General features: G+C 50.3%; 3 protein-coding genes. 1 reads left to right on the plus strand and 2 read right to left on the minus strand.

The window, feature by feature from the left end; translation table 11 throughout:
• Nucleotides 1-8787, minus strand: a complete 8787-nt coding sequence (locus tag KVT36_RS09420) for a neuraminidase-like domain-containing protein (RefSeq protein WP_217603246.1) — start codon at nucleotides 8785-8787, stop codon at nucleotides 1-3.
• Nucleotides 8788-8832: 45 nt separating this feature from the next.
• Complete coding sequence (locus KVT36_RS09425; RefSeq protein ID WP_217603247.1) at nucleotides 8833-16263, minus strand: SpvB/TcaC N-terminal domain-containing protein; 7431 nt, start codon at nucleotides 16261-16263, stop codon at nucleotides 8833-8835.
• On the opposite strand from KVT36_RS09425, the gene KVT36_RS09430 reads away from it, so the two are divergent.
• Entirely contained in the window at nucleotides 16238-16633 is a 396-nt protein-coding gene (locus tag KVT36_RS09430; protein WP_217603248.1) for a hypothetical protein, read from the plus strand. The genes KVT36_RS09425 and KVT36_RS09430 overlap by 26 nt on opposite strands.
• The last annotated feature ends 23 nt before the right edge of the window (nucleotides 16634-16656 follow it).

Genomic DNA, 16656 nt, shown 5'->3' on the forward strand with positions numbered 1-16656 from the left:
TTAACTATTCACCTGGTATTTGATCACGATCAACATTTCCCTGATCTCATCTTCCGTTAATAATTTGTAGCCGGCAGCAGCTGTTTTTTTGATCTTAATTTGCAGCGGGGCCAATACGGCGGGTGCGGGCAGCGCTTTATCCGCAATATGCCACTGCTCCCCTGCTACCCTGGCGGCGGTGAGCAGATCGGTATCTGCATCGCCAAACAAAGGTTTCACCTGGATCTTGTATTCATCCATATTATCCATATAACCGTAACAGGTAATGTTGCTGATCTTCACATTCAGGCTGCGGGTAAAGAACGGAAAGCGGTCTTTGGTAAGCGCAATATCCAGCTGCTGATCTGCATTATTTTCAGGATGCAGGAACTTATACCATGCGCTGGCATATTCATGTTTGGCATCCAGCAGCAGGTAACCTTCTTTCGGCAGTTTGGTCACCACCTGCTGCATCACGGTTTGTTTGAAAGCGCTGCCGCCTTCGCGTGACTGGTATTTCAGGTGAATGATCACATCTGCAATGGTATTAAAGTCAAACTGGTTACATTCCTTTGGCATATCCAAACGCCAGGTGCTGATAGCGCCTGCACCTTCAAACGGCAGAAAACGTTCGTCGCGGAAGTTCAGATCAAACAAACCGCTATCATTCTGCGCGCCGCTGGTAGCGATGGACTGAATAGCTGCAAAGTCCTGCACCAGGCTGGCCGGCTGCAGATCTGTTTTAGTACGGAAGCTATTGGTGAGCAATGTAAGCGTTGCATTAATGCTGGTGTACGGCCCTGTTACACATGGAATGGAAATGCTTACGGATCTAATGCGCCGCATATAATGACCGGGATAATCCAGGTCAAAGAGCATTTCAGCCAGGGGTATTTCGCAGGTGCCTTTGTTCTTCAGGTCTGCCAGCTTTTGCGGGGCCAGGTTAGCCAGTGAAATATGTTTGGTGATCTCATACTGGCGTTTGTTCTGATCCAGGTAAGCAATATCTAAACGTTTCAGATCATAGTGCAGCTTTTCACCTGACAGCAATCCTTTCTTCAAACTATCCCAGTAACCAAAGCTGATGAAATCAGAATCCTGCAGGCCTAATTCAAAGCGGTAAGCCTTCTCCGCTTTCTTGGCCACTTCATAGGCCATTTTATAGCTTTGGAAATAAGTGGCAGAGATCTGCGTGATCATCCAATCATACAACTGCTGATTGGTATACTTACCCCGCATGTATTCATCCGTTGCATGTGCATTGCTGATCTGCAGCCCCAGGTTATCCAATTCGCGGGTGGCAATATTCAGGCGTATTTCAGCAGCGGTGATCTGGCTTTCTATCTGATCCAGCTCTTTGTTAGCCATATCTATCTGGTGCTGCCATTCTTCCCAGCGCCGTTCATGCCCGGCCTTGATACCAGCCATGTTAGAGGAATGCTGGCTCATAAGCGACAGGAATGACAACACATCACTGGAAGCTTTTGCAGCCTGTGCCAGGTTTAAGCCGCCAAACTTGAACTTGGCCAGCGGGCTGCCGCCAAAGCCGGATACACCCAGGTCAATATCCGGGATAAGGGCTATGAGCGATGCGGCCAATTGTACGCCCTGTGCAGCTTCCTGGAAGGTTTGCGCTTCGTTCAGCTTATCAATATTCAATTGCTCCTGTGGTAGTACTTTACTTCGGCTGGCAAAATAATCACGGCGGGCTTCTGTGGTTATTTTGCTGCGGTTTAATCCTTCTATCTGCTCTTTCACTTCACTGATCTGCTGCTTGCGGATGTACTGGTTAGCTTCCAGCACTTTTATTTCCTGGGTAGCACGCAACAGCGACAAGCCTTCTGCATCTTTCTTTTCCAGCACGGATAACAGCGCGCCGCCTAATGCTTTTACATCATTACACAGCTCCTGCGCTTTGGATAAGATGATGTTGAAACGGTAGATGGGTGCATTCACACCGGCATCTTCCATTACACTGCCCAGGTCAATACCTGCGGCTGCGGCCTTTACCAGCAGAGCCGGATCAATAGGCGGCTGGAACAATGCCAGCTGACGGAACACACCTTCTATGTTCAGGCAATGCCTGATCTTATACAAACGGTCTGCTACCTTATCCCAGTAATCCAGCAGCTTATCATTATGCGGTATACAGAAATACAAGGTATCCACATCCGGCAGGTTCACCCGCTGCGCATCTACCACTGCGCCGGTTTTATTTACGGGTACAAAGTTCTCTGTTTCTACCAGCGCGTTGGAAAACTCGTCCAGGTTAGGTTCCAGCGATTCGTATGTTTCCTCGAACAAAGGCGCTTTGGATGGGATGATCTTTGGCCTTGGGCCTAACAGCACGGCTGCCATTACATACAGCTGCGTAGCCTCATTCACAGATTCCATTGAATCCTGGCTGAATAGATTATCCGCCCAGCTCAGTAAGTTGTCAATGAACTTCATTACAATGTTCTTCTGGTAAGCTACGGTGCGGTATTGCGCCAGCAGGTGCGGGTTAAAAGGATTATCGCGCCATTCATCTATCTGCTTTTCCAGCTCGGAGTTGGTTTTAGAGATCTGCAGCATCAGGTTCTCTATCTGTTGCTGGTAATACTGTGCGGAAGTAGTTTCATAGAACGGCCGCGTGATCCAGTACCGCTGGGGAGTTGGTATTTCCGCATGCGTAACCGGATCGGTATGATAAGTGCCTGCGGGGTTAAAGATATAATTGTACCAGCGGTATGCTTCATCAAAACGCTGGTTCTGGCTTAGCTTATTGGCAATGAAATACGGGATATGGAAAAACAATTCCCAGTTATAAATGGCATAAGGGCCGCTCATGTTAAAGTCAACGGTCTCCCTGGGGTACAAGCCTGTAATAAGGGAAGAGGCGCCGTATTCTGTTTTAAAATCAAAACCTGTGTTTGCCAGCTGGGTAGCGCGGTTTAAGATCCCATCTACCCCCAAACCGGCCAGCTTTTGCATGAAAAGCTCCACCATGGGATGGTAAAAAGCAAAACACTCATACCCTACCCTGTATTGCACAGCAGTGCTGCTTGCGGGCCTGGTTACGGTGAACTGTGAACCATTCTTATAATACACGGTGGGCCTGATGAAGAAGCTGCGCTTGCGGTCTTTGAACACAAAAGGATGCAGGGAATCAAACTGGCTGTCCTGGTGGCGGATGACCAGTGAGAAGGGTGTGCGGGAGGTTTTAAATACCACCCCATCATCCAGGCGGTTGCCATCTGCAATTTTTGCTACTACGGGTTGTGTGCCATAGGCATCATTCACCAGGTCATTGTACTTATGATGCACGCCTGTAGGCAAAATAAAATCAGGCTGTTTAAAGCCACTGGGCAGGGTTTGCACCTGGCGACCCAGCTCACCGTAAATATCTGTATTAGCGGTATCTGTTTTAAACAGCTCAAACGTAAGGCCGTTAAAAACAAATTCGGAAATATGCCGCAGCTGTTTACCTGCGGGCGACTGGCTATCAAACTCCGGCGATACGCTGTAGTATAAATGAAAACGCAGCTCACCGGCATTGTCGTAATTGGTGGTTTTCAGGTGATAGCTGTAATCCGGGCGGTAGTGGATGGTGGGCAGTATTTCCTTGGATATTTTCTTGGGCTGCCATTTACCATTTTTGAATACCGTCCATGCGATCTGGATCTTCCAGAACTTGTCCGGCTGCGCATTGGGTAATGAACCTGCGGCGGCGGGCGGTATGGTCATGTTGGGTTTGGGCTCGCCCATGAACACGGGCCAGAATACATGCAGCTTATTGTTGAACATTACAGGCATAATATGTTCGCCCGTGATGTCTGCATCAATCTTTTCCCAGGCGGTCCAGCGGTCGCCGTTCAGGAACTTGCGCATGTAGTAGTTGTGCGGTATACCTTTGGTCCTGCCTACAACATACATAATACTTTGCGGGCCTTTCTGCTGCTCAAACATACCGCAAATATCCAGGCGTGATACTGCTTCCAGCTTTTCAAGGTAGTTCATGAAAGCTGTTTCCACGGATTCATTGGTGATCTCGTTCTGCTGCAGGTCATTTTCCAGCTCCTGGAAAAAAGGCGTTTTGTTATCGCGCAGCTCCGGCTCTATCCAGTTCTCCGGGTACAGGAACACTTTGCGGTTAGCTTCCCAGATGCGGTAATTCTTCATCCACTTCCACTGGTTCCATTGCGGATCTTTTTCACTGTCGATGATCACTTTGTTATTGGCTTCCAGGTTCATGAAACCGCGCTGCACAAACAGCTGGATAGAGCCATTGGCCTGCACCATACGTGATGTGAGCTGGCAGGAGCTCATCTCCACATCCACCAGGTACCAGGCATACAGATCATCTTTTGTTTTCCAGTTATTGGCTGCAGTAGCCAGATTGGCCAGCATATAGGCACATAGCGCATCGCGCTTTTGTTCCCGCAGCACATCCTGTATGGGCTGGGTAATGCTTATCCATTGTGTATTGCTGTATTTGGCTTTTACAGCCAGCTTAATGGCCTGTGCATCTTCCTTACGCAGGTCCTGCGCTTTAGACCATTCTGCCAGCTTATCAGGGCCTACGCCGGTTATTCTTATCCAGCTGAATACTTTGTATAAGGTTTGATAGTAAGCGGGTTTTATGAAATCAGCATTCACAAATTTCAGTAAGGTGTTCAGCTTTGTGATGGCGGCCTTATCCCAACCGGTAAGCAATGCTAAACCATCCAGCCAGGTGGGTACATCCAGCGGGTTTGCGGTGGCGCCGGAAAGCACCTGTAAAAAGTCCAGCTGATCCTGTTGGGCAAACAGCTTGTTATAACCTATGATGGTGCTGATGTTAAACAGCTTGTCGATGCCTGTTGTTTGACCGTCTGCTACCGGCAGATCGTTCAGCGGCATCAGGTTAAAGGTGGCAGCATTGGCCAGCAGCCATTCCATTTCCCGTACGTTCAAACGCAGCTTGCTGATCAGGAAACCGATCTTGTACAAGAGGTACAGCGTTTTGTATACGTCTGCAAAGTTGGTCTTATTGGTTTCAAACTGGAACTTCTTAGGGTCGGCCGGCAATGGTGCGGTAAGGCGGTCATCGTTCAGAATATCCAGCAGCAGCTTGTTTACGCCGCTTAGCTTTAAGCCGGACAATACCTTCTTCAGCACGGGTACTTCAATGGTAAACCAGTCGGAGATGGATTGCGTGATCTGGTTTTCTACTTTCAGCTTCACATCTGCCGGTGCAGTGCCTGCCAGCTGTGCTTCTGTTTTAATAATGCGTATACTGGTACGATAGCCGTTAATGAGGTCAGTGATCACACTATCTGCAGGCGCTAATGGCGATGCGGGATAATATTTCAGCAGGGTTTGCGCTTCCGGTATGGTAATGCCAGTGGCCTGCAGCGTTTCAAACTGCTGAATGAACTGCAGGGTGTTATCCGGGCTGTCAAATGGTTTTACTACGCCCTGCAGGCTCGTGAAAACCAGCAACTCTTTTACGCTGATGTTCAGTGCAGCTGCTAAGGTGCTGTAGCGGAATAAATGGCTCAGGTTAGCCAGCGACAGCTCGTAGATGGGAGTAGCTGCCGGCGGAATATTCAGCAGCTGCAGTATGCTGAACATATCCGCTTCCGTAATGTTCAGCCCTGCCAGCACCACGGAGCGGTTATCTACTGCCGGATCATCTATTTTGGCAACTACCGGCGCAGCGGTTACTTTCACTACTTCAAAGTTTGCGTTCACCGGGTTTAATACGGCTTTGTTCAGGAACAGCCTTTGATACAACGCATCCCCTGAGCTGAAGTCAATATTTTCATAAAAAGCCAGCAGCTGATCTACCGGTAAAACCAGGCGTTTCTTCAGCGTATCAAACAGGCGCAGGTTATGCAGGAAAGCAATGTTCAGCGTACCGGCGCCTACCTTACCGCACTGGATCACCTTATCCACTTCCCACATGGCCCAGCCCAGCTTTTTCACCAGGCGCAGCACTTTATTAATAATGCTTAAAGTAGCAACGTCAGTGGCATTTTTCGCGATGGTTTTTATAGTATGTACCTGCGTATTACAGGTATCTCCATCATCAATGGTGATGAGCTGCCCGGCATTTACAGTACGCATGTTCAGCAGCGCTAACATTTCCTCATAGGAAAGGCCGGTGCGGTCCAGGAAAGCGCGTACATTATTCATGTCTGTAAGCGTTGCTGTGCCCCATATCTTCTTCTGCAGGGCCAAGGCATCTACCACCGGTGTAATGGCGGCATCATTCACCACCAGGTCTGCCGACATACCCGGCCAGCCGAACCAGGCTGCTGCCATTTGTCTTTTCCAGGCATCCTCATTCAGCGGGTTATTCACCGGCTTAAAGGTTTCTATGAGCGCTGAACGGGAGATCTGTAAGTGATCCAGGTAAGCCCGGCCCTCCTCTTCCCACAGGTGGAAAGGCAGCTCAAAGGGTATGCCCGTTGCCGTTAGTGGATTGGCCAGCTTATCATATGCAGCAGGTATTACGTTAGCAGGGTTGGCACGTAGCTCTTCCTGGGTGCCAACGGTTTGGAAACCGCCTGCTACACCGGCTACTGCGCTTTCCAGTATTTCATTCACTACATCAATGTAAGGTAATGGGGTGTTGGTATTATCGCAGTTCAGCTTGAGCTTGGCTATATCCGGGCGGCGTAACAGCAGCACATCCCGTACGGGCTTGTTATCTGTTGTATTACGTTCTTTCAGGAATTGCAGCAGGTCTACCATATAAGCTGCGGGGCTGTATACGGAGCGGCAATGTGCGCACTCGCAAAAATCATTGGAGCCGAACAGCTTTTCCAGGTTCGGGAAGTTTACCAGCTTATCTTTTAGCTGGTCTTTGGCTGCATCCAGGAAATTGCCTACTGCGGCGGGGTTCACCACGTTAAAGGCATAGTTCAGCTGGGAGAACAGGGCTACGGAGCCGGCATAACTTTTTTCAGATATTTCAAATACGCGGGCTGCTTCTGCGCCTGTGAGCTTGCCGGTGGTATCTTCCCCTTCCGTGCCCTTGATCACATAACGGTCCATGAACACGGTGCGGCCCATGCGGTAGATCTGTTTGGCGCTGTGAATATTATCATGCAGCAGTGTTTTCAGCGTGTCTTTATTATCCGTAAGGCGCAGCACACGTTGCAGCTGTTTCAGCGGAATGCGCAGCACAGCGGGGTCCAGGCCATTTAGTTTTTCTTTATTGGCCGGGTCAGTGAGGTAGTTATCTATGTTTGTTTTTTTCAGGTCAAAGTCCGGGCTAGCTGCCAGGAACCTGGCGGTTTCTTCCCGGTTAGGGATGTTAAAGTCTGCTTCATCTGCCAGTTTTTTGGCGATGCCTGCGGTGAGGTAAGCGGTGTCAAAATTGCTATCTATGATGGTGGCGTAAATGTTGATGGCTTCTGCATCTGTCATTTGCCCATCCTTGATATTATCCGGAAAACCGGGGCTGCCGGGCGGCTGGTGCACTTTGGTAATAAGGGCTACCCAATCTTTCAGCAGGAACTTTGCAAAATCTGCGATCTCCATTTTAGGATCTGCATCCAGCTGGGCTTTAAGGGCTGTTAATACCGGCGGATGGTTCTTTACCAGGGAACCTATTTCCAGCGTGGTGCGCACACTTTTTATTTCCTCGGGGGTAAGCATTTTCTTCACTTCTTCCTTATCCCAGAAAAGGGATAATGCTGCATCATGTTTGGTGAGCAAACCGGCCAGGGGCTGCTGTTTGTCTACCGGCAGCTTGGCTATATCCAGTAAGGTTTTTAAAGGTGTTTTGCCTACAATGAAGGGTATGTTCAGCGCTTCGGCTGTTTCCAGGTCCTGCAGCTGTTTTACAAAACCGGCAATTTGCGCATCTATCACCTGATCTACTGTTTGCGTGGTGCCGGGCGGTATTACGCGGGATACGGGGAAGCTGTTAATGTCTACTGCAGCGCGTAATGTTTTTTGCTGCATTTCCGGTGAAATAGACAGTATGCGGAAATAAATGAAATCCGTTACAGCCTGCAGCCCCGCTACCTTGCTTTCTGCCAGCAGGTCGGCCGGCATATCACCCGGCTGTTTTTGCCGCAGGAAACCAAAGATCACTCTAGCGGGTACTTTTTTAGCGACTTCTATTTTAAAGGCAATGATCAGGAACAGGAGCTTTTGCGTGGTGATGGAGGATGCGCCTGAAAGGAACAGGATATCCTTTTCAAACGCGGCAGGGTCCTGCCCTGTGCCCAGGGAAGCAATGGCTTTATCTTTACCGATCTTGTTCTGCAAAATATCTACCCAGGATTCAAATTCAGAACGGCCCAGGTATTTACCGCCGCCATATACCACGTTCTGCTCCAGCTCCAGGCTTACTGCAAAAATGGTAGGCGTTTCATAGGGCAGACCTGCGGGGTTGGTTATTACTATCACGATATCCACTCTTTCACCGGCGGGTTTGTAGGAAACCTGGTAAGCGCCATCAGCCGCGGTGGTGGCTACTCCCAGGCTGGTGCGCGCGGTAAAGGTCACTTTAAATACTTCTACCTTATAACCTGCTGCAGGTTTGCTGTTCTCATCACTTATCTTTCCCTTGATCACGGCATCCTGCACCACATCTCCGGCAGCTACGGCATTGCGGATAGCCGTGGCCGTTGCATCATCCAGCTTACCGGTTGGTTTAAGACCATACTTCTTTTGTATGGCGGTGATCTTGGCTGAAGTATCGGGGCCAAAGGTACCGGACTTATATTCTTTGGGGTGGATGACCAGCCCCAGCTTATTCATTTGCTTGTGCAGTGATGTAACCGGTTGCCCACGGAAGCCTTTTTGAAGGTTAACGGGAATAGCCATAATAATCTTTTTTGGGGTTTATGGAATTGTGGTTTTTTACATGCTTTAAAAATGTCCTACGGCTGATAGTCCTACCTGGCTCTTACTGAAATCAGAGAAATTAGGCACAAAGCCAACAGCAAAGTGGCTCAGCTGTCCCTGGCGGAAACTAAAGAAAGAGTATCCTACCATTGGGCCGCTGGGCGCTTCTATATCAGATGGTAATTTCAGCTGCTGGCTCATAATTGGCGGTATGGGCGATGGATCCTTGATCTTATCCACTCCTGGCATATATGATAATCCAAACACATGCCCGCGCGCGGAGAAACCGCCCGTTGAGCTGGCGCTGAAACCGCCCCATGCATACGTTAAGGGGGGTACGTAACCCCATACGGTGCCGCCTATATCATAACCGGAGGTTGATGCTGTACCCGTGGCGCTTACCTTCAGGGAAGGGATGCCAAATAAGCGCAGCTGCCCCTGCCCGGTGAAGTAGCCGGTACCATCCAGCAGCGTACCTTTTACGCCTGCGCCAAACTGCACCATCCACATTGCGTTCAGGTCCAGGTTAGCGCTGAAAGTACCATTACCACCGGGTTGCAGCTTTGCATCTGCATTCAGCTTCAGCTTGGCCAGGTTGCCAACGGAGGCAAAGCTGGAATCCAGCTGCAGGTGGCCGCCCCATAATTTAAGATCGGTGGTGCCGGTGGCCAGTGTAAAACTGCCGGCAGAGATATTGGTAAGGAAGCGCAGATTACCACGGCCGGTATACAATACCTGGCTAGCAATAGCCTCCGGATCGCCGGAAGCCAGCTGCCCCTGGTCTTTTACGTATAAGGAGCCTTTTCCGTAGGTGCCTACCCATAACCCGCTGCCCACTGTACCAAAGGTTAAGAATCCCCTGCCCTCAATGTTTGCCACACCTTCCCCGAAATTGCTTACCTGCGCATCTCCCAGCACTGAGCCGGTAGTGCTTAGCTTCAGGGGTGGTAAGGTTAGCAGGAAACCTGTTCTGCCATGAACGTTAGTTACGCCCGGCTCCGGGCTGTCTGAAGAAGAGGTAGATAATAAGCGGGTGCCCCGTAAAGGTCCCAGCTTAAAAGTGTTATCCTCCTTTTTGGGTGGCGTGGCGGTTGTAGCAGGATCTGTTCCCTGCGGATCATGCAGCATAATGGGATTATTGCGGCAGTAGCGGTACAGGTTACCGCCATCTACCATCCCTGCGGGATCGGTGGCTGTCCAGCGGGCCAGCCAGGGCGCATAATACCGTGCGCCATGGTAATACAAGCCGCTTTCCTCATCGCGCTCCTTACCGCTGTAACGGTACCGTTTAGGCGTCCCCGTATTATTGCGGGCTGCATGGTATGCTGTGCTGCCAAAAGGATAATATTCCTCGTAAGTGATAATGGCAGGACTGGCGGCGCCATCCAGCTCCAGGGAGGCGGTTTCCAAATGGTTGGCATACTGGTAACGCAGCAGGTCCTTCAGGCCCGCATCATTTCCCTGGGTGCGGGTTTCTGCAATGGCTATACGTTTTTTATCGTCCATGATGTGCAGGGTTTCCCTTTCCAGGGAGATAACATTGTTCTGCTTTTCGCGGTACACTTCGTAGCTGCCAATGTAGATGCGCTCTTTTACCTGCCCGTTGTTCTCTATTACTTTGCGCACCCGCTGCCCGGAAGCATCGTATACGTAATAGGCAATACCGCCACCGCCCAGGTTTACGGTTTGCAGCTGATCCGCAAAGTTCCAGGTAAGGTTAAAGCTTCCGCTCTGCAGGTTGCGCATATTGCCATGCTCATCATACAGGTAATCCGTGGGCGGTGTATTGTTCACTGTACTATGGAGCAATTGGTTATTGGTGATGTTGTATTCAAAGCTACGGGTCCAGCGCAGCTGGAACTGGCCGTTACCGGATTGATGTTTCATGCTGAGCATATTGCCTGCATCATCAAACGTATAACTTTGAATATAGCGTTGGGTTGCATTGCCATTCCCATTGGGCAAGGGCTGTATGTTATTATCAAACTGACCGGAGAATGGCTGTGCAGCCTGCTCCCGGCCCATAGCTTTTATGAGGCGGTAAGTAGCATCGTACACGTATTGCAGATGCGGTTCCACCACGGCATTGTTAAAATAAAAAGTAGGCTGGGCATTGTCCAGCAAAGCGGTTACGTTGCCTGTGGGGTCGTAGGTATAACGCAGGTCCTGCAAAATATCAGCGCCTGCATTGCGGGTGGTGATCATCCGCATCAGGCGGTAGGTTTGGGGATCGTACTCATAACGGGTAGCGGTGTTGTTGTCATACACAATCGTTTCCCGCTGCCCTTTTGCATTATAGGTGATGTTCTTTACAAACTCAATGGTTTCATTACGGCGTACCAGCAGCACCTTCATTTTTTGTAACAGGCCACCTGCATCATAAGCGGGCGTGCTTTTGCTGCCATCTGCATGCGTGATCTGTGTGGGCCTGCCTAAAGCATCATAGCTGAATGCCTGTGCAAATCCCTGGCTTTCCAGCAAGGTTTCCGGCTGGGGTGTATTCCAGCTCAGCACCTGTTTATACTCTTTGGCCAGCAGCTGTAAAGTGGCCAGCGGGGCGCCTTTAAAATCATAACTATCTGTTTGTACGGAGCCGGATTGATCAAGGTGCCGGAAGGTTTTCCCGCGCAGGTTGCGCTGCTTATCATCCGGCTGGCCTTCGCCATAAACCGTAAGGCTTACCTGTTTTTCCGGGGCGTTTTGCGTTACATCTTCCTTCAGCCATTGTTTCAGCGGGCGCTGCAAGCCATCATATTCAACCCGCATGCGGTGTTTACGATCGTCCCAGCCATATGCTTCTTTTGCTGCGGCGTTGCTGAATGTCCAGCGGCGGCCGGCTTCCATATTCTTCTGATAGAGCTTTTTGCCCAGCATATCGTAAGCATAAACTACTACGGTATTGCCACGGGCATCTATGTGCTGCAGCTCCTGCCCTTCTATATCCAGTATTACGCGGGTGGCCTGGAAGCTTTGCTGCTCCTGGTTATTATCGTCCAGGAACTTATTGTGCCCAATGGTGTAAAAGGGGTGGCCCAGGTTATCAATGTACACCTGCAGGGGGGTATGATCATGTACGGCTGCCTGCTGTGCTGCAGCCTGCTCCTGTGCGCCCATGGCGCCTCCCAGGCGTTGGGTGTACCAGGTGCTGGCTTTTACATTATCATTTACATCAAAGGTTTGCTGCTGCCAGGTATCAAATACTACGGTTGAAAAAGTACCGTCCGGCATGTCTGTTTGTATAACACGCCCTAAAGGATCATAGTGCAGCACGGGCGAGAACCCGATCTCTACCAGCGCCTGCGCGCTTTCATAGGCATGCGTTACTGCAAAATATGGTTCATATTGTTTAACGGCTTTGCCTTTGTTATTAAAAAGAGTTCTGCCATTGCCTACCCAGCGTGGATTCACATTTTGTACTAATTCCTTTTGCGCGGTGGCCAGGTTCAGCTGCCAGGCATCGCCGGCTGCGGCCTGTACTTTTTTCATTACCTCCTGCCCCATGCCGCCGGAGTAGGTAAAGCTGTATTGTAAGGGGCTATTGGCATTCTGCTTATGATGCACTTCCCGCACAATAGTGGCTACGGCACAGGGTTGTGCGCCCGCGGTATTACGGTAACGCTCTGTATCATATACAAAACGGCTGCTGGCATGTTGTAACAGTGCTGCGCCATGCGCTAAGGGATCCGTAAAAAAGTCAGCCACATCGGGGGCCGGCAGGTCTGTTACAAAAGCATCCAGGTCATCTGCTTCATTTCCTTTTCCCTTTACTGCCAAACCGGCTACCCAGCCGTGGATATTGAAGCAGGCTTCCGTAATATTATCGTTGCTGTCTTTGAGGATACGGGGTTGCAGCACCCGGAAATCGAACGCGGTAACAGCCGTAACATTGGTGACCGCATCGGTCATACTGCTTACCAAGAAATGGTAATTGCTGTAGTACTGCACCGTTGTTTTATTGCCGAAAACATCCACATACTTTTCCGGCAGGTAAAAATGCTGGGGTGCATTGGCTGCATATTCTACAGTGCCTGAAGGGGCCCACCATTCATTATCTGCATCCGTATCTGGGAAAAGGTTGCTGATCTTCAGCTCATTGCTGCGTATGTACTTAGCCGTTAGCAGCATGCTATCATCTACTTTGTTATCCGGTGTGTTATACACTCTAGTAACCAGTGCGCCTGTTAAGGCCAGCTGGTAGCCGGTATGCGGCAACCCCAGGCTTTCCTGCGTACCGTTGGATAAAGGTCCGCTGAGATCATCTTTATTGTACAGCACACGTGCATGTTTGAGCAATCTTTTTGCGGGCGCATCACCCGGTGTTTGCTCATAAGCCAGCAAGGCTGCTGTGGTAAAGGCCTGGCGGATGGCTGTTACCTGGAAATAAGTTTGTGCTGCAGTAATACCTGTTAACTCATACAAACGGGTGCCGGCTGTTGCACGCAGGCGGTAAGCGGTATCGGTGATCACATCATTAGTAAAAGTATTTTGTGCATAGGAGATGCGTACTTTGCTTTGTGCATTCCAAACTTCATCCGGAAGCCCATCCGGCCGTGTTTTACGGCCATAGCTCACGGTGGCTGCTTCCAGCACATTACCCAGTTCATCTATCACGGTGTTCAGCACATGCTGCACACGTACCTCAGCGGGGTTACGCTCATAATGAAAAGTAATGGCTTCACTTTCATGTACCAGGAAGGCAGCAAACGGTTGCTGCCCGCGTGGCTGCAGCAGCTTAATATGGCAGTTATGCGTGGCTGCCTGGTAAGGCACTTTCTCCTGTGGCGTGCCATCCAGCGCAAATGTTTCCTGCCGCAATACCATGCCTTTGCAGGCACGTAAGGCTTCCCGCAGCTCTTCGGCCGAGAGGTTATCCGGCAGCAAGGCATCCGGCAAAGCGTATTCCAGGGCTGCTGCGCCGGGCCAGTATTCATTTGCATAAGCAGTTAATAAGCGCTGCCTGTCAAGGAAAGCGCCGGTATGGAACCAGGTGCGGGTAAGCACCGGCGGCTGGTGCAGGTCCTGCTCTACAATATTGGAGGCGTCTTTTCTTACCCAGTGCTCAAACTGTTCCGTATCCTGCTGATCTACCCGGCCAAAACCACGGAACTCACGTTCCGCATGATCGTAATAACCATGGTGATAGCTGTAGGTATTGGCAAATACTACCTTGGTGATCTTATCCTGCACGGTTACCCTGCTCACGCACTGCACCGGGAAGGGTAAACGCGTGATCCAGGGCTGGCCGGCAGCTTTGTCCTGCAGGTAAAAGGCTGCAGCGCTTTTATACTCAATGAGGGTTTCCTTACCTAAATTATTTTTGATGCCGTACAGGATATGCGGTTTCTTTCCACCCATCAGGTCAATATAACGCATAGGGCTATCCGCAAATCCGGGTAAAGGCGATGACCATACAATACAGGAAGTGCCATTGCCTAGCAGGTCTGCTACTGAGAGCTGGCTGGGCTGCGCTGTAACCGGGAAAGGATCTATATTACAGACGTTGCTCCATGCATTGCCACCCAGGTTTAACCAGGCGCGGAAACGGTTTTGCCCCAGGTATAAAATATCTGTAGCGCCGGTGCCACTGATATCTGCCAGCTGTAAATAGGCGGGATTAAACAGCGCGGTGCTGTCAAACAGCGGCGCATTGGGCATATTCACCTTGGCGCCAAAACGGCCATAACCCAGGTTGGGCCAGTAGCAGATCTCCCCATTGCGGATACGTACAATATCCGTTAACCCATCACCACACATATCTGCCAGGAAAATACTTTGTGTTTCATCTGCAAAAAGAATGGCTGGCCCCTGCTCTTCATCAAAAGGTTTGGACGCCAGCTCCGGCGCATCATAACCCTGCGTACCCAGTGACGGATACCAGGTAAAAACATTCTCCTCTGACATGAGCAGCTCCGCACGCCCGTCGCCATTAAGGTCCAGCATTTTCAGGTTGGGATCAGCCAGGTCTATGTTGGGGATGTGCTCAAAACTTTTGAAAGGCCGCCAGTCATTATCATCATCCAGCTCAAAATATCCCTGCAGGCCAGGCGACTGCACCACTACCTGTTTGTTGCCATTGGCATCCAGGTCCTGCAGCTGTAAGGCACCGCTGGAAAAGCCCATCACTGAAGGTTTGGGCGCTACGGCACGGGCGTTGGTGAAGGCGCCGTTGCCCAGATTGTATTTGTAATACCAGGCTCCTGCCTGCTCTGTTAAGATACCGGCAATGCCTTCCCCGTAAAGATCTACCCAGCGGTAATCGCGGCTGAGGCCAACGGGGTCGTTAATGATATTTTCTTTGGTAATACTTTTTACTTCCTTGTTCCAGCTCAAAGGCTGGTACGCAAATTCCAGCGGCGGTAATGAAGCGGCGCGGTACGTATTGCCTTCCTTTACATAGCTGGTTTGCGTAATGGCGGCCAGGTATGCTACTTCCAGGGGCTGCGGCATATCATCAGCCGTTTGATACAGCAGGTCTAAGGATTTAACCAGGTAAGGCACGCGCGTGTCATTATCCGCCAAGCCAAATTCACGGTTCGTAAAATGATGGAATAACATTACGCGTTTGCACAGGCGGTATGTGCGGATCTCAAAACCGGCACGGTAATCGGAAAACGCATCTGCACGCGCGGTCCAGGGCTGGCTTTCCGTAAGCTCATTGGTGCTATGCTCACCGTAATCAAATAACAATTGAAATAAGAATGTTTCTTCTGGCAGGGGAATTACCGGCGCGTAAGGCTGCTCCGCATCTGCATAATACGGCGTAAGATTCCCGTAGCGCACGCTTTTCAGGTAGGTGTTGGTGGCGGCAGCACGGCCATTCAGGCGGTTCTTTTCAAAGAGCGTAGGGGCTACATTATCACTGTTCTCTGTTTTATAGGTGAACAGGATACAGTTACCTTTATCATCAAAGCTGATCTCCGGCAGCCATTTGAAAATGCGGGCCGCATCTTCCGGGTCTGTGAGGCGGTGCGATGGGCTGAGGCCGAAGAACGTAACCACATTATCTTTGGTGGTAACCTTCCAGTAGCAGCTGCCGGTGGCCAGGTGTATGATCTTTTCTATGCGGGCGTTATCGCCCTCAATGCGGGGACGGTAGCGTTTTACACGGAAGCCGCCTGCTGTTTTCTCCTCCGGCGTCCAGGTGTTGCCTGTGGCCTTCAGGTAAGGCACCAGGTCTTCCTGGCCGCTGAACATGAACACGTCACTTTCCTTTGCATCATTATAGCGGGGCAATTGCTTATCTGTTCTGCGTTGTATAGCCGGATACTGCAGCGCCCAGCCTATGCCAAAAATGCTGTTGCCGGTACCACTGTTATAACCTAATGACAAAGTGGGCTGAAACCCTCCCCTGCCAGGCGTTACAGGCAATGGCACAGAAAATGCCAGCGTACCGTTGGCGGTATTAACGGAAAACTTTTCATCAATACTTTTGATGGCACCTCCGCCTTTAGGCAAAGAAATTTGCGGCGCTGTTAATTTATCAAGCGTGGGAATTCCGCCCGAAGCGGATCTGTTCTCTGATGCGGCCGTTGCTTTTGTTGGGGGTTCAGTTCCTGCAAAAGCTGACGTGGCAAAGGTTTTTCCTTCTTTCATTTTGGGGTTACAGCATTTGGGGTTCGTCAAAATATTTTCACTGAACAATTACGAAGGTAAAAAATTGTGGAAAAACCGAGTATTTATTTTTCCTAACGGCGGGGATCAGGGAGAAAACGGGTGGGTTTGGGGAGTGAACGGTTCATTTAGTCCATGGCCGATGGTCTATGGTCCATGGCATAGTGCGGAGAGAAATTTATTACGGGGAATGGCTCGTAGGATAAAAAAATGAGCCGGATGTTTTATTATCCGGCT

It is taken from the genome of Chitinophaga sp. GbtcB8, assembly GCF_019091455.1.
Taxonomy (GTDB): domain Bacteria; phylum Bacteroidota; class Bacteroidia; order Chitinophagales; family Chitinophagaceae; genus Chitinophaga.